The sequence below is a fragment of the Halobellus sp. H-GB7 genome (assembly GCF_030848585.1).
Classification (GTDB): Archaea; Halobacteriota; Halobacteria; order Halobacteriales; family Haloferacaceae; genus Haloquadratum; species Haloquadratum inordinatus.
In genome coordinates, this window is sequence record NZ_JAVDDW010000003.1 from 1 (window position 1) to 18702 (window position 18702).

Here is an 18702-nt window from a genome sequence, read left to right on the forward strand (position 1 = left end):
AGAGATGGCGTCAGCCTCTGCGTCGGGGGTGGGAAGGTCGTCGGCGTTCATATCGTGCACTCTCCTCTACTGGGCGGTGATACAAAAATATTTGCATAGTAGTTCTAAAACTGCACAATACAGCACCAGGCAAGAAACGAACTGATCTCCGTGCGTGCGTACCCTATAGAAGACGCAAATCAGACCAGAGGCGCAGAAGTGGTTGAAAGAGATCTACTCCACTACGACGTTGGAGACCGGTATTCTTTTAATTGTGGCTCCAATATTGTAGAGTAGCTCCAATACGAATCACGGAGCGGATACCCAATGAGTGTTGAATTCGATATCGCGGAGACGCTGGACGTGAAAGGTGCATCGTGCCCAATGCCTGTTGTGCAGACGAAGTCTACCATCGACGACCTCGCAGAAGGTGAGGTGCTCGAAGTACTCGCGACCGACCCCGGCAGTATGAGCGACCTCGACGGCTGGGCGGACGGAACAGACGGCGTCGAGATGCTCGACCAGGTCGAGGGCGACGACGTCTACAAGCACTACGTCCGCAAGACGGAGTAATAGGGATTCTCGTAATTCTTCATAGATTCTCGCCGCATCGTCCGGCGAGAAATCTATGAACGGTTACGACACCCCTATAAACAGTTGACTGCGACTTCCCGTACTCTCCCCCTAAGGTAGCGTTTCCCCGCCTTCGTCGTGCGACCGCCCACAGTGTCCGCTCGCCGAACGACGGCGGGAAACGCTGCCTCCCGGCCCACGCCTGCTGTGGTGCCCCCGTGGCGCGCCGTTGTGCCCGTCCGGCTACCGCAGCGTTTCGATTTTACTGCCACTTTTCGGTCGACGCGGGATCGGTACTGTGCGAACTGAGTCCGTCCGCGGGCCGCTGCCGCTCAGTCGAACCACTCTATATAGCGCCGCTGCCGTTCGCGAGGATGTGGCTACGACCGTCTTTATCCTCGCTTTAGCTCTCCCAATTTTTTGTGTCTCGCACACGCGAAGCGGGATGTATGGTTGACAAAAGTTTTCGGATTCAACAAATTACTTCGCCTATCGCCAATACACACTTAGCTACTTAGGCAATATTTATATGCGAAAGCAACAACTACCAATTGATGATACGCTCCAACCAAGACTGGTGGCCGGACCAGTTGCAGGTAGAGATCCTCGACCAGAACGCGCAGCAGGTCGATCCGATGGGGGAGGAGTTCGACTACGCCGAAGAGTTCCAGAAGCTCGACTTCGAGGCGGTAAAAGCGGATATCGAGGAGGTAATGACGTCGTCGCAGGACTGGTGGCCGGCAGATTACGGCACCTACGGGCCGCTCTTTATTCGGATGGCGTGGCACAGCGCCGGCACGTACCGCACCTTCGACGGCCGCGGTGGCGCATCCGGCGGTCACCAGCGCCTCCCGCCGGTCGACAGTTGGCCGGACAACGCGAACCTCGACAAGGCTCGCCGACTGCTCTGGCCCGTCAAGCAGAAGTACGGCCGCCAGCTCTCGTGGGGCGACCTGATCGTCCTGGCCGGAAACGTCGCCCTCGAATCGATGGGCTTCGAGACGTTCGGCTTCGGCGGCGGACGCGAGGACGACTACACGCCTGACGCGGCGGTCGACTGGGGTCCCGAAGACGAGTTCGAGATGTCCTCCGAGGAGCGCTTCGACGAGGAGGGGAACCTCAAGTGGCCGCTCGGCAACACCGTGATGGGGCTCATCTACGTGAACCCCGAGGGTCCGAACGGCGAGCCGGACCTCGAAGGCTCGGCGAAGAACATCCGAGAGTCGTTCGGCCAGATGGCGATGAACGACGAGGAGACGGTCGCGCTCATCGCTGGCGGACACACCTTCGGGAAGGTCCACGGCGCCGACGACCCCGACGAGCACGTCGACTCCGAGCCCGCAGCAGCACCCATCGAGGAGCAGGGTCTCGGCTGGGAGAGCGACTTCGGTGAGGGCAAGGGCCCCGACACCATCACGAGCGGTATCGAAGGTCCGTGGAACACCACGCCGACCCAGTGGGATATGAGCTACGTCGACAACCTGCTCGACCACGAGTGGGTGGCGGAGAAAGGCCCCGGCGGAGCGTGGCAGTGGACAACGGAAGAGGGCGAACTCGACAACGCCGCACCAGGCGTCCAGGACCCGTCGGACAAAGAAGACGTGATGATGCTGACGACGGACGTCGCGCTCAAGCGCGACCCGGACTACCGCGAGGTCCTCGAGCACTTCCAGGAGAACCCGAGAGACTTCCAAGAGGCCTTCGCGAAAGCGTGGTACAAACTCATCCACCGCGATATGGGCCCGCCGGAGCGGTTCCTCGGCCCCGAGGTTCCGGACGAGGTTATGATCTGGCAGGACCCCGTCCCCGACGCCGACTACGACCTGATCGGCGAGGCGGAGATCGCCGAACTCAAAGAGGAGGTCCTCGCCTCGGAGCTGTCCATCTCTCAGTTGGTCAAGACCGCCTGGGCGTCGGCGTCGACCTACCGCGACAGCGACAAACGCGGTGGCGCCAACGGCGCTCGGCTTCGTCTCGAACCGCAGAAGAGCTGGGAAATGAACGAGCCGGCGGAACTGGAGTCGGTGCTGTCGACGCTCGAAGAGATCCGCGAGGAGTTCAACGGTTCGCGATCCGACGACGTTCGGGTCTCGCTCGCTGATCTCATCGTGCTGGGCGGCAATGCGGCCGTCGAGCAGGCGGCGGCGGACGCCGGCTACGACGTCACCATCCCGTTCGAGCCCGGACGGACGGACGCCACGCAGGAACAGACCGACGTCGAGTCCTTCGAGGCGCTCAAGCCGAACGCCGACGGGTTCCGGAACTACCTCGGAGACGGAGCCGAACGTCGGCCGGAAGAACTGCTGGTAGACAAGGCCGAACTCCTGAACCTGACGGCTAACGAGATGACGGTTATGGTCGGCGGAATGCGCGCTCTCGGCGCGAATTACCAGGACTCCGACCTCGGCGTCTTCACCGACCAGCCGGAGACGTTGACCAACGACTTCTTCGTGAACCTGCTCGATATGGACTACGAGTGGGAACCGGTCTCTGACTCGAACGAGGTCTTCGAGGTGCGTGACCGCGAGACGGGTGCGGTCGAGTGGGAGGCCTCCCGCGTGGACCTGATCTTCGGCTCGAACTCCCGACTGCGGACGATCTCGGAAGTCTACGGCAGCGACGACGCCGAGGAGAAGTTCGTGCAGGACTTCGCGGACACGTGGAACAAAGTGATGATGCTCGACCGCTTCGACCTCGAGTAACCTCGGCAGCGAATCCCCGGACGGCCGTGGAAACGACTGCTGGCCCCCACGGCCGTAGTCCGATTCCACAACTAACTCGTGGCGACGTCACGAACGCCGCGGACTGAGGTGTGTCCGATATCTGTCGGTTCTCTCAGTTCACTATCTTTCTGATACTAGGAGACGTCTCGCCCGGTCGTTGCGCGCGACGGCTGAGTGGACAGAGCGTGACAGAAAACGCCAACCGTTGTACACTGACCGCCCGCCGACCGCCTCCCTACTGTCGCTTTCGCAGATCCTCGGTGCGTAGTTCGCCTTTCGCGTGCCAGGTCCGCGATCGAAGGGCCACGAGGACTGCGCCAACGTAGAAGAGCGTGACCACTCCGACGACGACTGTGCCGGGGATCATCCCGATGGCGGCGGTCTCGATCCAGGAACTCGGCGAGAATGCCGTGATGCGGACGAACCACGCTGCGAGCAGCACGGCGAACAGCGGCAGGTACACCCGCCGTAGCCGGTGGGCGATGGCCTCCTCGGTGCTGATCTTCAGCGTCGGCGTCCGGTAATCGTCGCCGAGCCGTTTGCGCCAGTTCTCGTCGACGAGACCACCTTCCGGGTCGAGGCCGTACGCCCAGACGTTCTCCTGAAGCGTCCGGACGCGCGTTCGCCAGATGTCGTAGCCGCGATAGCGACGGGCTTCGATCGTCAGGAAGACGGTCAACGTCGCGACGCCGATGAGGATAATATAGTGTGGGTTCCCTGGGCTAGAGAACGCCCAGGTGACGATCGCCGCGATGACGACGACAGCCCAGTTGGTCGTCTTGTCGAGGCGCTCGCGCCAGAGCTTCATCCGGTGCAGTTCGCCGCGATAGAGGTGAGCCATCGCGGAACTCGGCCCCATATTCTCGTCGAGAAGGCCTTTCCCGACGTACGGTGAAGCGTCGGCGGTCGGGTCGGGCTCTTCCTCGTGGTCCTCGGTTCCTGTCTGGTGATCGTCCGCTGTAGAGGTTGTCATCGTCGTAACCGAAGGTGAACTGACGTGCTGTTCGATCGCCCCGCTTTCCTCACGCCGAGGAAACTCGTCGCAACTCGTCGCATCGGCTAGCGGCGTCGCCTCCTGTCGTCGATTCTGAGCGCTCCGTCGGTCATTACTGTTTCATCACTACTGAACGTCTTAGGAGTTGTGCCACGAGGGAGACCGTGAATACATCATACAAAATTTATTCAGAATTTATACATCCCTGAAATATTATCTTAAAATAAACAATGCTCTTTTTAGGACAATAGAGAGGATATAATCCGAGTCTAACGAAACTAAAGTAGTATAATAAATATTATACTATCCAGTAATATACTAAATCAATCACTTTCTGATGCGTCCCGCTACCGACGCGGGCCGCTGATGTAGTTCGTTCCGTGCTCGTCGTCGTCGGTTTCCGGCACGCATATAGTTTTTTTATGTCGGGTTCCTAGGTCCACATCAGATGAAATCAGACGATTTCGATCTCAAAGCAGATCTGGAATACGGTGCCGAACCGGGTGTGAACTCGTTCCGGAACAACCGGATGCTTATCTTCAACGCGAAATCAATGGGGCTCCTCCGCCAGCAGTTGATCGACACGCTAGGACTTGAAGAAGCCCGGAAGACGCTGTTCCGATTCGGATTCCAGTCGGGGTACTCGGACTTTTTATCTATCGACAAGAACTACGATTTCGACAGCGAGAAAGAACTACTCGAAGCCGGGCCCAAGATCCATACAGACAAGGGACTCGTCAGCGTCGAAACGACCGAATACGAGTACGACGAGGATGCCGGCGAGTTCCGATATGGGGGCCTCTGGCACAACTCCTACGAAGCAGAGCAGCACGTGATTTACAACGGCGAGGCCGAAGAGCCGGTCTGCTGGAGCCTGACTGGATACGCGTCAGCGTGGTGCAGCGGATTTGCAGAGATTCCCGTTTTGGCGATGGAATCGAAGTGTGCCGGGATGGGACACGACGACTGCGAGTGGCGGGTGAAACCGATCGACGAGTGGGGGGAAGAGGCCGCTCCCTACATCCGCGCGATTATGGACTTCTTCCGCGGTGATAAGCTGATGGAGTACTACAGTTATATGGAGGATCAGGAGGGTCTCGAAGGGAAGATCGAGCTCGCTAAAGAGACGAACCTTCCCGAGACCAAAGCGTCGACCGCTGTGGACTCGAAAGAGAACATCGAGATGTTCCGCGAGGCGATCGAAGATATTCTCGGCGAGCGGCCGCCGAAACTGTAGCGTGAGTTAGGAGTTTCCGATTTGCGACTCTCTTTTTCGCACGCTGATTCACACTCTCGGACACGAGTCTGTACAGCACTTCGTTGCGTCGAGTGACTGATCACCTGGCGCAATTGTGTTCGACAGTATTACGAAACTAACTGCTGTTCGAGGTCACGCATCGATTGCGCTCGAACCTCAGAGTAGATGGGACAGTTCGTGGACGTCTCGTCTGTGAGTTCCTTGATGATTGCTTGTCGTAGACTGTGTGTACACGCTCGCCCGAACTCATCGAAATGTGGGCACTTGACACAGCACTCTGATGGGTGAAACTGCTCGTCGGCCATAGTAGCACGTTCGAAAGAATATTATAAATAACTTTTGGGTGAGTTACAACGTTTGACTGCGGACCCCTCGCTGACTTGTCGGGGTCCACTGTCGGTTCCGTCGCTCACTACGCTAGTCTGTTTTTTCGACCTCGAGATTCGACACCCTGATAGAGTGGGGCGTCCCTTCTAAGTCCTCGAAGACCGCTCGATGCTCGTCGGTCGGATCGGTGCCGTCGTAATTCGGACATCGAACGGTTGGTTCGCCGTACAGCGGCGGTGGACCATCGAGGATGTCGTCCTCGGTAAATTCGTATCCACATGCCGGGCACTCGCCTAGGGACTCTTGCTCTTGACTCGTGGGAGCCATTGACACTCAATACTATCTAATAGTAATTAAATATATCGCAACCACCGGTCAAAAAGTACCGGAAGCGATCGAATCCTGCGGTCTCGACGCGTATCGCTCCGTTCCACCGTTGCTTCTCGCCGTGTCTGCGGAACGCCTCTGTTTAGGTGTTAGCTGGATAAAGGCGCTAAGCCCCCGTCCTCAACGAGCAACGCAGGGCGAAGCCCGAGTAGCACAGTAGGGCGGGGAGACAGTGCCGTCATCGTTTTCCATACACTGTTTTGTTGCAGACTCACAGGCCTATGTCTACCGTAGCTATTATACGTGTGACGTGCACACCGCGCATTACAGTGAAACGGAAGACAATCACCATCCGGGAAGACCAAGACGAGTGGATTGAGGACCAACACCTCAATCTCTCCTCGTTCGTCCGTGAGCAGTTGGACGAGTTAATCGAGGAACGAGAGTAGCGGATGTACTACACCTACAAGTACCGTCTCAAGCCGTCCGACGCCCACCGCGAGGAGTTGGACCGCCACCGAGACATTTGTAGGCAACTGTACAACCACACGCTCTACCGCCTCAACGAGTACCAAGACGAACACGGCGAACTGCCGTCTATGACCACGCTTCGGTCGGAGCTCCCCGACCTCAAGAAGTGGTGGGAGGACCTCTCAGACGTGTACTCGAAGGTTCTCCAAACCGTCGTCGAACGCCTGTTCGACAACCTCAACGGACTCTCCAAGCTCAAGGAGAACGGCTACGGCGTCGGCCAACTCAAGTGGAAGCCACCACGGGAGTTCCGCAGTTTCACGTACAGTCAGTCTGGCTTCAAGCTCGACAAGAAGGGCGGTCAGACTGTCCTGTCACTCTCGAAACTTGCGGACATACCGATTCGGCTCCACCGCGCCATCCCTGACGACGCGAAACTCAAGCAGGTCACGGTCAAGAAGGAACCGACGGGCGAATGGTTCGCCACCTTCGGCGTCCAAATGGACCACGAACCGCCCGAACCCCCCGAGAACCCCGAGAAGTATGTTGGTATCGACGTAGGGATTCTGAAGTACGCACACGACACCGACGGAACCGCAGTGGGGTCGCTTGACCTCTCCGCCGAGCGGGAGCGACTGGAACGCGAGCAACGGAAGCTCTCGCGGAAGCAACACGGTTCTGCGAACTACGAGAAGCAACGGCGACGGGTCGCGGAGTGTCACGCCGGTCTCCGACGGAAGCGCCGCGACTTCCTCCACAAGCTCTCGAACTACTACGCTCGGGAGTACGACCTCGTGGCGGTCAAAGACCTGAACGTGAAGGGGATGCTGGAATCGCCATCGAACAGCCGCAACACCGCCTCCGCCGCGTGGCGGACGTTCCTCTCGTTACTCGAATACAAGTGCGAGCGCGAAGGGACGCACTTCGTGGCGGTCAACCCGAGAGGGACGACCAAAGAGTGCGCGGCGTGTGGCGTCTCGACAGAGAAGCCGCTATGGGTCCGTGAACACTCTTGCCCGGCGTGTGGGTTCGAGGCGGATAGGGACGCGAATGCGGCGTGGAACATTCTTTCTCGCGGTCTCGAAGACGTAGGAGTGGGACACTCCGAACGAACGTCCCCAGAAATCGAAGATTTCTGGTGTGCGAACGAATCGCGCAGCGATTCGTTAACGCCTGTGGAGACTGCGCTCCCTACAGACACCACTCAGGTGTCTGCAAAGCGCGTCGTGGAAGCAGGAAGCCCTACCCTCAAGGAGCGAACGGCGTCAGCCGTGAGCGAGTAGGGTAGTTCACGTGTTAGTCGTCGCTGGCGGCACTAGTCGGCTCTGCGGACGGTGGATTCCAGTCGGCCCAGTCGTCTCCCCACTCGGGCGCGCGGAAGTCGATGCCGCGCTCGTGGACGTTCTCCTCGCCCATACCCATATGCTCGAGCGCCCCTTCGAGCGTCTGCGGCTGGATGTCGCCAGCCAGGAAGCGGCGCAGGATGGATTTGTGCTCCGCGTAGCGCTCGGGTTCGTTCTCGAAGATCCACTGACACGGCTCCGAGCAGAAGTAGTACGTCTCGCCGTCGTGCTCGTGAGAGTGGAGGCGGTTATTCTCGCGGTCGGGGTCCGCGTGAATCGCGGGAAGTTGACAGAGGTCACACAGCACGATGAGGTCGTCGGCGACCGTCTTTTTGAGGTTGTCGTTCCGCATCGCCTCTGCGTGTCGATCCCACTTTTCGCCCCAGCGGTCCTCCCAGCCGGGGTATTTCTCTTCGAGCCACTCGCGGTCTTCCTCGGTGACACCCGGCGGCGCGATGGGCAGCGTCGGCCGCCAGTGGTAGTGTCCGCCCGCCATGTAGTGGCTGGTGCCACCCTCTCGTACCAGCTCGATGAACTGCTCCCAGTACCACGGTTTTTCGAGACCGGTGCTCTCGATATTCTCGAGGAACTGGTCGACGATCCACTCTTCCATAAATTCGCCCCAGGACATCTCACGGTCCTCGACGGGCGTGTAGTAGTCCATACTTGGCCCCGTCAGCGCCGAGAACAGTTTGTAACAGCGCCAGAACGACTTATCGACCAGATACTGTGCACGGTCGAGGTCGTCGTACTCGTCGAGGATCTCGATGATCGCATTGCCCTGCTGGGCGTGTCGGGCCTCGTCGGTCTGGATCGACGAGATGGCCTCCGCAAACTCGATGTCACCGACGTCCGCGGCGTCGGAGGCCAGCGCGAGGAACTGCATATTCGTGAATCCGGTCTCGAACGCGAATGTGACCTGTAGCGCGGAGTCGATCGCGTTAGAGGCTTTGAAGTCGTCAAACAGGTGGCGTGCCGCGACCGACGCCCAGTCTTCGGTGTGATAGAGCTTCTTACTCCAGTCGTACTGGGCGTCCTCCTTGACGAAACTGTGAGGGATCCGCAGCTGCAGTTCGGTGTGTCGCAGTTCGTCCATCGCGCCGAACTGCGCCATATGTCGCCACGCGCTATCCGGCGCGAAACGAGCGTACTGCGACTCACTGGTCACGGCGGCGCGTTCCAGCAGCGGGACCGACGCAAAGTGGAACTTCAAGACGTCTTCCCAACCCATCCCGAGGGAGTGTGGAAGCCCCGACTGCTCCATCGCCGAACTGACCGAGTAGACGCTCCCGTCTTTCTCGTGTTGAGTCTCGTAGTACTCTCGAGCCGTCTGTTTGTAGGTCTCCTCCCAGGCTTCCCAACCGCCTTCGGGAATGTCGTACGCGTCCTGCCCCGTCATCTCCGGTGGGAAGGCCTCCTCTTCGTCGACGTAGGACAGATCCCAGTTCGTGTTCGTCGCCGTCTGGTACCAGTCCTCACGCCTCACGTTTGGTAGCATATGCACTGGAGTAGTTTAACCGAACTATATTAAAATTTGTCCCGAAACGCCACAAAACAGCCGATAGAAGGCCTGTACCTGCAGCTACGCGCGACGCGAAAGCGGCGTCGGCGAGGTGGATCTCGAGTTAGGCGGGGCGCGACACGGGGAGGTCCGCGAGCATCGCGTCGTACTTCCTGCGGATGTCGTCCAGTACGTCGTCGAAAGCTATCGTCTCCGGCGGCATCGACTCGAACGCCGGTCGGAACGCCTCGACTGCCTCCTCACTGGCCGGGTAGTACTCGTCGACAGTCTCCTGTACGACGGCCTCGTTCGACTCGTCGATCTCGATGACGTGATCTGCAACCGAGGCGGCGACCTCCTGGCTCCGGTCCGCGTCGAGATAGAAGTTGTCGAGGACCTGTGCGTAGAGGTTCGAGTCGTTCTTGTCGAAGAGTTCCGAGTAGTGTGCCAAGAAGAGTTCGTCGAGCAGCGGCTTCAGGACGAGGTTCGTGCCGACGAACGACTTGCCCCAGTCGTACTCGACGAGGAGTTCTTCGAGGACCTTCCGCAACGGCTGCCACATCTCGTCTTCTTCCCAGATTTCGCGCTCCTTCTCGGTGAACCCTTTCTCCGGGAACTCCTTGTGCAGCTGGGTCGCTCGACGCGCGAGACGCTCTTGTCGTCTGATCTCGTCCGTCGCTTGGAACGTCATCGCCGTGCTGATGGTACTGGACGGCGCGAACATCGTGAGATACGACGCGATCATCTGTAGCCCGTGACACGGGTATCGAAGCGGTAGGAACGCCCGTTCTTGGAAGTCGAGCCACGGATCGTCGCTCCGCTCGGTTCCGCGTTCGAGTACTTCCGCCTGCTCGTACAACGTTTCGATCGTGCTCTCCCGCTTGTCCATCAACTCGTTATACTTCTCGTAGGTAAGCTCGCGGGGGTCTCGCCACGAGTCGAAGTCGTCGGGGTACTCTCCAGTGATGGCGCTTCCTTCTCGGTACTGTTTATACCACTGGGGGAGCGCCTCGTCCGAGGAGACAGCCAGCCGGGGAACCGTGCCGTCGTATCGCTCGCCGATGTCGTAGTTCGTCCGGTGGGCGGCGATGTCGTACGTCGTCGGGACACGCCGCTGGTTCCAAGTGCTGTACGTCCGATACGTCTCTTGCTTCATCGGGTAGTCCTTTTCGCTCATCGATCTATTGGTCTGAGTGGGTCTCTTTGATGTCGCTGACGAACTCGATTCGATCCGACTGGGGCTTGATGTACCCCTTGAACGAGGAGATCTGCTCTTCGATCCCACCAGGGACTTGGATTGCCCCTCTTCCGAGGATCTCGTCCAGCGTCTCCTTCGTCACGACGCACCTGTCTTCGGCCTCGACACGGAGGTACGCGCGCCGGTCGGTGACTTCGACCTCTCCGTCGGTATCACGCCTCAGCGCCTCGATGATCGCTTCGGTCTCTCTGTTGTTCCGGAGGACGGGTCCAACTTTCCCCATCTTCAGCTCCCCTCCGGAATCACGACGTAAATCTCGCCGCCGTCGACGCCCGCTTCGTACTCGTTCAGGCCGTTTCCGGTGGGGTTTAGCCCCTCGCCCGACTTCAGGTCGAACTCCCAGGTGTGGGCCCTACAGGTGAGTGTCGTGTCGTCGTCGTGCGGTCCGCACACGCATCCTCGGTCACCGGTCTCCTCTAGATCTCGGTCCTGATGGGGACAGATCGCGTCGTAGGCGTGAATCCGCTCTTCGAGGTCTCGCCAGATCAGGACTTTCCGGTCGCCGACCTCAAAGAACGTCACCTCGTCGGCCCAGATGTCGTGGTCGTCGCAGATGTAGTGCTTTTCTCCGTCGCGCGTGTTCGCAGTTTCTCTTGGCATACTTACTCTTGAGGTTTCGCGTGTTCGGGGTGTGCTTCGAGCATACTTTCATCGTTCCACGCAGGATGTGACTCGCCGAATCCTTCGGGGATCTCCTCGCCCTCGTATTGGATCTCGACGTACTCTACGGGTTCGAGGGCCTCCGAGACGCGCTCGTCGCCTGGAACGACGTCCCCTTCGTAGATCATCTCCAGCGGTCGATCGTGGTCGATGTGGACCCGACTGTCCACGATATGTGAGATCTTGTTCGCCGCCTCCTCGACCGTGTCTTCGGAATCGACGGGCACGAGAGTCGGATAGTCGTCCGTACGGAACCGTACGAGTAACGGAAACTCTGCCATGGGAATCCAAGTCACGATATAATAGCATACAATAAATAATTACCGATGGTGGCTATCGTGTTATCTGCACAGTACGCTGTTCGGGGCTGTTCAGCCTTGACAGGCACGACGTCGACCGCGCTACCTACCAGCGGCCGACGTCAGGGGGGAACCAGATCTGTTATGCTACGGTTGCTCGTGTACGGACGTTTCAGTCGTCGGCTTCAGCAGGTGGTTCCTTCGCTTCGTGCCGTTCCCGAAGCGGCCGACAGCTATGTTCGCTTCCTTGGTCGCTCCAGTCTGTCTCGTCGGTGGGGACGAAGTCGTACTGGCGGCGGGCGTGTGAGCCGGCTTTGCCGCCCCACCAGACGAACGTGTCCGAGCCGTCTTCGGGCGTCCAGGTGATCGTCTCCCAGTCAGGATCGAAGATGAGGTACCCGCCTGCAAAGATCTCGATCTTGTTGCCAGAGGGTTCGACGTAGTAGTTGAAGTGCGCTTGACTCACGCCGTGGCGGGCGGGGCCGCCCACCATCTCGATGCCGCGCTCGCGAAGCAGGTCCGCCGCGCGTTCGAGTTCGCCCGACTGGCCGCCGTCCATATAGTAGGCCACGTGGTCGATCTTGTCGTTGACGTTCGCGTCCGGTGGCGCGTTCACGAACGCGATCTCGTGGACGAGCGGGGAGACGCTGAGCCACGCGCCGACCTGGTTGCCATCGGGATCGACGCCCTCCTCGCGGAGGTTGAATCCCAGGACGTCCTCGAACCACTCGACGCACTCGGGGACGTTGGTGACGTTGAAGTTTACGTGGTCGATGCGTCGGAGTCCGGCACCGCGTTCGGGTTTGCGCGCGGGTTGGTTTTTGAGTCGGGCGCGGTTTTCTTCTTTGACCGTGTCGAAGGCGCGGTCGACGTCGTAGACGAGTTCGAAGTACTCGGGGGTCTCGCCGGGGTAGTCGAACTTGAGCGCGCGGCCCTGGCCGGGTTCTTTGTCCTCGTCGGCCCACTCGGTCTCGTAGCCGGAGTCTTCGATGCGCTGTTGTAGTACCTCGAAGTCGTCTTCGTCTTCGAGCATCCAGGCAACGTGGTTGCAGCCCCACTCGTCGCCCTCGCGAAGGATGAGCGTGTAGTCCTGCCAGTCGCCGTAGGCGGCGAGGTAGTAGGCGTCGTCCTCCTCGTGGCGGACGTACATTCCCATCGTGTCGCGGAAGTGTTCGAGCGACGCTTCGAGGTCTGGACAGTACAACTCGGCATGTGCAAGGGTTGCAATACCCATATATCGGGAAAATTTATCATCGGTAATAAAGTTTTGGTTAAATTGTGACAGATATCGGTCAGCGCCGAGAGGAACGCACCGCTGCGAGCAGTTGTGTGTTGGACGCTGAGGTGAGGGGACGACCGGTGATTGCACTCACGAGAGTTTCGCGTTTACCTCGATCACGTTGGTCGACTGCAACAGTTGATCGCGGAGTTCGTTCTCGATCCGATCATCGCTCATCCGGCGAACTGGCCCCGAAATGCTGATCGAACCCAGCACGCGACCCGTGTCGTTTCGGATCGGCGTCGCGATACACCGGACGCCACGCAGACGTTCCTCGTTGCCCATCGCGTACCCACGCTCGCGTACCGTATCGAGATTTTGCTTGAACGTCTTGCGGTCGGTGATCGTGTTTTCGGTCTGCTTTGGCAGCCCGTGTTTGTCGATGATCTCGTCTACGCGATGATCTGGGAGATACGCCAGGATCGCCTTCCCGGAAGCGACGCTGTGCGGATAGACGTACTGCCCGATCGAGAGCGTCGTCGGAATCGCGTTTTCGCCTTTCGACCGATAGATGTAGATCACGCTGTCGTCTTCTAACATCGCAAACTGCGCGCGTTCTTTGGTCTTTTCGGCCAGCTCGTCTACTTCCTGCGTTACGAAATCGTAGATACCGATCCGGTTTTTCACCCGTTCAGAGAGGCTGAGATACCGAAGGCTCAGCCGATAGCCGTCGTTGTGCTTGGTGATCAGTCCTTCCTGTGAGAGGGTATAGAGGTACGTGTGGACCGTACTCTTCGATATATCGAGATCGTTCGAGATCTCCGAGAGGGTCATTGCCCCCTCGTTTTCGAGTTCCTCGATTATCCGAGACGCCCGCTCGACGGCCCGAATCGTGCGGGGTTTATTGTTATCATTCATACTCTCAGGTAAGACTCATCGACTATAAGCGTTCACACCGATCGGCCGCCGGTATATCAAATAACAGAACGCAACTTTCCCGCGACCTCGGCCAGTAGCTTTAACGAAAATATCGTGGCTACTTCCAATCCATCTTTTTATCTGCAACATTTGTGTACAGATACAGGTCCGGCGGTATCACCGACGGCATTCACATATATCACATTGGGTCCCGCCGGAGACTTCGTAGTTAGTGAGCAACCACGGAGACCGGGTCGCTACGGGTAGTGTATGTTGGCGAACGGTCGTTTTCCCGCGTCGAATCCGCTGACAGCGGCGGGGTCGACGGCATATAACAGGCGTACTATTGTTACCTCCGGCCGCTCCGGATCGAGAACAGCGTTGTGCTATTTTCAGAGGGAATAGATGCCAAGGCCGTCAGAAACTTTTGGCCACCAGTCTAACATTAGGAGGAAAATTCACTACTACTTCTGTCAGCACTCCCGTCGACGAATCGATTTCAAGAATAGGTTTTGTCCTTGATGGTTTGTCGATGACTTACATCAGTATCCGTCTTTATCAAAAATGTACGATTTTGTTTGATTATGAAGAATTCCTCCTCAGCGCGTTCAGTCACTGCATTACAGTACGTTTAGGACGCCTAATAATAATACGTTACGCTGAAATCTGTCGGTGGCTATCGTCGCTGTTGTATACCCTCGCGCGCCCGAGCGCGCGATAGCGTGGAATCAGCTGCGTGAAGACGTGCAACCCCTACCGTCGACGTTCACGGTGTGTTCGGACCGAAGCGATCAGGTATAAGACGGTTGAAGCCAACGCTCCCGTATGGACCGAGCTGATCCTCCGAACCGAGCTATCAATTCGGCGGTGCGGGCGTTCACGATCGTGGAGACGATCCAGGAACTGGACAGCGCGACCTTCACCGAACTCTCTACGAAAATTGACGTCTCCGACAGCACGCTCTACGATTACTTGGAGACACTCACCTATCTCGGTTATCTCTCGAACGACGACGGCACCTACCGGCTCTCGCTGCAGTTCTTCGATCTCGGTATCTCCGCCCGCAAGCAGTTCCCCGTCTTCGAGAAGTCCCAGTCGGCACTCAAACAGGTCGCAAACGAGAGCGGTGCGGCGGTGTGGCTGATGGTCGAAGAAGCAGGCAAGGCGGTCTATCTCGCCCGGGAGATGGGCGAACAGTCGATCGAGACGCACGAACGGCTCGGGAAACACGAGTATATGCACTGTCTGGCGTCGGGAAAGGCGATGCTGGCGTTCGCCCCCGAGGAACACGTCGACAACGTCGTCGAGCGATACGGGCTGCCGGAGAAGACGCCCGCATCGATTACGACGCGTGCGAAACTCGACGCGGAACTCGCCGAAATCCGCGAACAGGGGTACGCGATCAACGAACACGAGACCGCCGAAGGGGTCTCGGCGGTCGCCGCGCCGATCGTCGCGAACGACCGTGTCTACGGTGCGATCGCCGTCGCGGAACCCGTCGCTCGGATGCGCAACGAGACTCGGCGACAGAAACTGATCGAACTGGTCACGACGGCGACGAACGAAATCGAACTCAAACTGACCTACGAGTAATTGGAACCCCTAATACTGATTCGGACTGGCTGGGTCCCGTGAGTTCTATTTCTCGGCTCCTTTCGATAACATAGGTACGATTGTTATCCTATGCCGTTATTCACACCTATTTCGGATATGACGAAGTAGACCCGTACTCGACGACGTCGGGCTGCGCCGGTCTGTATCCAAACGGAAGTTGTCCACCCTACCGGATCGACTGACGCGCACGCGACTCGCGGCGCTCCTTGCGTTCGAGTGTCGAATAGATCTCAGTATAGAATTTCGGATATAACGAAATTCGACTAGAAACGAGAACAGATTCGAGAGTGGGCCTGCAGGGTGGTGTGCGTCAGATACTGACGTACACGTCGCCGTCGGCGACCTCGACGTCGAAGGTGCTGATGCACTTGCCGGTCACTTCGTGTTCACCGGTTTCGAGGTCCCACTCCCAGAGGTGCCACGGACAGCTGACGGTGGCGTTCTCCGCGTCGACGCCGCCGCGTGTGTCTGTCCACGTGTCCTCGGCGTTGATCTTCTCTTCGCCTGCCTTGTACAGCGGTGCCTGCTGGTGGGCACACCGGTTGAGAATCGCATAGAAGTCGTCGCCGGTGTTGAAGACGGCGACCTCGATGCCTTTGACGTCCACGGCGATTCCAGTTCCCTGTTCGATCTCGTCGGCGGCTGCAACCTTGGTGAAGTTGTCGCCGACTGGGGATTCAGTGCTCATTGTTCTGTTATAGTCGCAGGATGTCCTCTGCGTTTTCGTGGAGGACGGCCTGTCGGGTATCGTCGTCGAACGCGCGCGAGGTGTAGAACCACGTCGGCGGGTCAAGCGTCTGGTGCGGCCAGTCACTGGAGTAAATGAACATATCCTCCGCGAGGCTTAGATTGAGCATTCCTTCGGCTTCGCCTGCGTTGCGAGGCATCGCGAACGGTTGCGTGCAGAGATAGAAGTTGTCGCGCAGGTACTCACTCGGGGTGCGGTCGAGATACCGCTCGCCTGCTTCGTGCTTCCGGGGCGTGATCTTCACGTCTTCGGGGTGCATCTCGTAGAACTCGTCCATTCGGTAGCGGAGGAACGGGACCCACCAGTGACCGGCCTCCTGCAGGACGACGTTGAGATCCGGGAAGCGGTCGAATACGCCGCGCATAATCATATTGACGACGTTGACCATTCCGTGGATCGGCCAGTCGAAGCCGAGCACCTCGGTCCAGGTCATCATCTCGTCGCCGATGTGGGTGTGCTGGGGCCAGTAGGCCAGCGACCCGTGGAGCAAGAGCGGGAGGTCGTGCTCGACGAGCGCCTCGAAGACGGGGTCGAACTGCTCTGCGCCCCACGGGACCTTCGGATCGAACCACGAGTACGCGGCCGCGATGTTGTCCTCGCTGCCGACGCGTTCGATCTCCTCGACGGCGTATTCGGGGTCCCACTTGGGGACCATCATCGAGGTGTACATCCCCTCGTCGGCGAAGTTGTCGAGCATATAGTCGTTTGCCGCCTGGGTGACGCCGTTCTTCAGCAGCGGATGGTGCTGCTGATTCAGATTGTTGATCCCCGGGTTGACGATCGGCTCGTCGATCGCGAACTTGTTGCAGGCCTCTCGCACGTCCTCGGCGTACTCGGCGCGTCCCTGTGTGAACAACCCTTCCGTGCCTTCCTTGATCGCGTAGGCTGCGTCCCACTTCCCGACGACGGGCGTCGGGCCGAATTCGGTCGTGAGTTTGTCTCGAATGACGTCGTCTTCCACGTACGACATCAGTTCGTCTGTCATCGGGTTGACGTGGAAGTCCAGGTCGATGATGTAATCCTCGAAGGCTTGCTCCGGTACTTCTGCCTCAGGATCTAGCTGCTCTGTTGACGATCCCATACGTGATCTATTGTGAGATACTATATAAAATACTTTGCTGTATTCCCGTGGCAACTGACCCCTGAAACACCGTTGAACGGCGTGCACGAGCCCTCAAGCGAACGATTGATGCTTCGGTTTCTTGCGCAAACAACTTCGACATATCCGAAACAGTCCTTCCTTCGTCGTTCGTACACGCACGGCACGAGTTGGGAACACGGAAAGTCCCCGCTATGTTTCGCGGTGTCGACGATAGACCTCGCCGTTCGGCCGTATCTATCTCTCGGAGTCGCCTCCGGTCGTGTCGAACAGACGACCGATAATGTATTGCCTACCGAAGTATCCTCTTAGTAACAATATTCAAAAGTAACCACCTTCCGATATGGTAATTCAAAATACCATAACTGTATTACAGATTGGCAGCGCAGTCGAACAGGCAGTCGCGGACGCTATCGCCTATCTCCCAACGGTCGTGGCCGCGCTCGTCATCCTCCTGGTGGGGTATCTCATCGGACGAATCCTCGGTGGCCTCGTGACTCGCATCGTTCGCCGACTCGGGGTAGACCGGTACACCGATGGCACGGCGATGGGGGAAGTGAGTGATGGTGATGGCATTGCTCGTGCGCTGGGAGCCATCGTCGCGTACTACGTCTACTTCGTCGCGATCCTCGCGGCCGCGGACGTGCTACGCATCCCGCAACTCACGCAACTCCTGTCGGAACTCGGTGCATTCCTCCCGGTAGTCCTCGGTGCACTCGTCGTCTTGGTCATCGGCTTTGTCGCCGGTCGGGTCATCGGCGACATCGTCGCTGACGTCGTTGGCGGATTCGGTATCGGGTCGTACCTCGACGAAACGCCGCTCGAACAACTCGGCGACACCGAGGGCGAGTTCGGCCGCATCGTCGGTCAGTTGGTCACGTACTACATTTACTTGCTCACTCTGCTCGCAGTCGCTGATATCCTCGCGATCGACGCGCTCTCGTCGCTGTTAGATCTCTTCGCCAGCTACCTCCCGGCGCTGATCGGTGGCCTGCTGGTGCTTCTGGTCGGTATTTGGATCGCCGAACGAGTCGCCGATCTGGTCCGTGGAATGGGCGATGGGCGCACCATTCACGCAGTGAGCCTCGTGGTGAAGGTTTTCATCTACTACATTACCGTCACGATCGCCGTGGCGACGATCGGCTTCGACGTGTCCGTACTGACGAACCTCTTTACCGCCTTTGTGGCGGCGTTCTTCGGCGCACTGGCGATCGCGCTGGCAATCGGTATCGGTCTCGCTGTCGGCCTTGGCGGGCAGGACTACGTCGCCGAGAACATCGATGGCTGGGTCGACGCAGTTCGTGAAACGACCGCAAGCGACAGCTCGGACACGGAAGAGGGAGACACCGACGTCTAACACCTCTGCCTGCCGGAGGGTAGACCTATCTTAC

General features: G+C 58.6%; 17 protein-coding genes. 6 read left to right on the top strand and 11 right to left on the bottom strand.

Annotation, left to right across the window (positions count from 1 at the left end; translation table 11 throughout):
- The first annotated feature begins 306 nt into the window (after positions 1–306).
- The gene (locus RBH22_RS06900; protein ID WP_306676975.1) at positions 307–552 is read left to right on the top strand and encodes a sulfurtransferase TusA family protein; all 246 of its coding nucleotides are present in this window, start codon (positions 307–309) and stop codon (positions 550–552) included.
- Positions 553–1106: 554 nt separating this feature from the next.
- Positions 1107–3254, top strand: a complete 2148-nt coding sequence (gene katG / locus RBH22_RS06905; RefSeq protein WP_306676976.1) for a catalase/peroxidase HPI — start codon at positions 1107–1109, stop codon at positions 3252–3254.
- Positions 3255–3510: 256 nt separating this feature from the next.
- Here katG and RBH22_RS06910 read toward each other — a convergent pair whose 3' ends face one another.
- Complete coding sequence (locus RBH22_RS06910; protein ID WP_306677229.1) at positions 3511–4134, bottom strand: DUF2270 domain-containing protein; 624 nt, start codon at positions 4132–4134, stop codon at positions 3511–3513.
- A gap of 583 nt (positions 4135–4717) precedes the next feature.
- Here RBH22_RS06910 and RBH22_RS06915 point away from each other — a divergent pair.
- On the top strand, positions 4718–5506 hold the full coding sequence (locus tag RBH22_RS06915; RefSeq protein WP_121570086.1) for a XylR N-terminal domain-containing protein: 789 nt from the start codon (positions 4718–4720) through the stop codon (positions 5504–5506).
- Between the two features lie 438 nt (positions 5507–5944).
- Here the strand turns inward: RBH22_RS06915 and RBH22_RS06920 are convergent, their stop codons facing one another.
- Positions 5945–6181 carry a hypothetical protein gene (locus RBH22_RS06920; protein WP_306676977.1) on the bottom strand — a complete coding sequence of 79 codons (237 nt, stop codon included), beginning with the start codon at positions 6179–6181 and terminating at the stop codon, positions 5945–5947.
- A gap of 452 nt (positions 6182–6633) precedes the next feature.
- Here RBH22_RS06920 and RBH22_RS06925 point away from each other — a divergent pair, with 452 nt between their 5' ends.
- The gene (locus RBH22_RS06925) at positions 6634–7935 is read left to right on the top strand and encodes a transposase (RefSeq protein ID WP_306676978.1); all 1302 of its coding nucleotides are present in this window, start codon (positions 6634–6636) and stop codon (positions 7933–7935) included.
- A 13-nt stretch (positions 7936–7948) separates the two neighbouring features.
- Here RBH22_RS06925 and RBH22_RS06930 read toward each other — a convergent pair whose 3' ends face one another.
- The 7 genes from RBH22_RS06930 to RBH22_RS06960 all read right to left on the bottom strand — a co-directional run bounded on the left by RBH22_RS06930 (position 7949) and on the right by RBH22_RS06960 (position 13850).
- Positions 7949–9493, bottom strand: a complete 1545-nt coding sequence (locus RBH22_RS06930; RefSeq protein WP_306676979.1) for a YHS domain-containing protein — start codon at positions 9491–9493, stop codon at positions 7949–7951.
- A 127-nt stretch (positions 9494–9620) separates the two neighbouring features.
- Positions 9621–10673, bottom strand: a complete 1053-nt coding sequence (locus RBH22_RS06935; RefSeq protein ID WP_306676980.1) for a hypothetical protein — start codon at positions 10671–10673, stop codon at positions 9621–9623.
- Between the two features lie 4 nt (positions 10674–10677).
- Positions 10678–10977: an MmoB/DmpM family protein gene (locus tag RBH22_RS06940; RefSeq protein ID WP_306676981.1), complete on the bottom strand. Its 300-nt coding sequence runs from the start codon at positions 10975–10977 to the stop codon at positions 10678–10680.
- Positions 10978–10979: 2 nt separating this feature from the next.
- The gene (locus tag RBH22_RS06945) at positions 10980–11354 is read right to left on the bottom strand and encodes a Rieske 2Fe-2S domain-containing protein (protein WP_256290897.1); all 375 of its coding nucleotides are present in this window, start codon (positions 11352–11354) and stop codon (positions 10980–10982) included.
- Between the two features lie 2 nt (positions 11355–11356).
- Positions 11357–11695 carry a toluene-4-monooxygenase system B family protein gene (locus RBH22_RS06950; RefSeq protein WP_256290898.1) on the bottom strand — a complete coding sequence of 113 codons (339 nt, stop codon included), beginning with the start codon at positions 11693–11695 and terminating at the stop codon, positions 11357–11359.
- 190 nt (positions 11696–11885) lie between these two features.
- A complete protein-coding gene (locus tag RBH22_RS06955) occupies positions 11886–12947 on the bottom strand; it encodes a VOC family protein (RefSeq protein WP_306676982.1) in 1062 nt (353 codons plus the stop codon).
- A gap of 135 nt (positions 12948–13082) precedes the next feature.
- Entirely contained in the window at positions 13083–13850 is a 768-nt protein-coding gene (locus tag RBH22_RS06960) for an IclR family transcriptional regulator (protein WP_306676983.1), read from the bottom strand.
- Between the two features lie 825 nt (positions 13851–14675).
- On the opposite strand from RBH22_RS06960, the gene RBH22_RS06965 reads away from it, so the two are divergent.
- Entirely contained in the window at positions 14676–15443 is a 768-nt protein-coding gene (locus RBH22_RS06965) for an IclR family transcriptional regulator (protein ID WP_306676984.1), read from the top strand.
- 331 nt (positions 15444–15774) lie between these two features.
- Here RBH22_RS06965 and RBH22_RS06970 read toward each other — a convergent pair whose 3' ends face one another.
- Both RBH22_RS06970 and RBH22_RS06975 read right to left on the bottom strand, forming a co-directional pair.
- The gene (locus RBH22_RS06970; RefSeq protein ID WP_121570097.1) at positions 15775–16152 is read right to left on the bottom strand and encodes a Rieske 2Fe-2S domain-containing protein; all 378 of its coding nucleotides are present in this window, start codon (positions 16150–16152) and stop codon (positions 15775–15777) included.
- Between the two features lie 7 nt (positions 16153–16159).
- Positions 16160–17293, bottom strand: coding sequence for an amidohydrolase family protein (locus tag RBH22_RS06975; RefSeq protein ID WP_121570098.1), 1134 nt, complete (start codon positions 17291–17293; stop codon positions 16160–16162).
- Positions 17294–17654: 361 nt separating this feature from the next.
- Between RBH22_RS06975 and RBH22_RS06980 the strand changes: the two genes are divergently transcribed.
- Positions 17655–18668 carry a hypothetical protein gene (locus RBH22_RS06980; RefSeq protein ID WP_306676985.1) on the top strand — a complete coding sequence of 338 codons (1014 nt, stop codon included), beginning with the start codon at positions 17655–17657 and terminating at the stop codon, positions 18666–18668.
- The last annotated feature ends 34 nt before the right edge of the window (positions 18669–18702 follow it).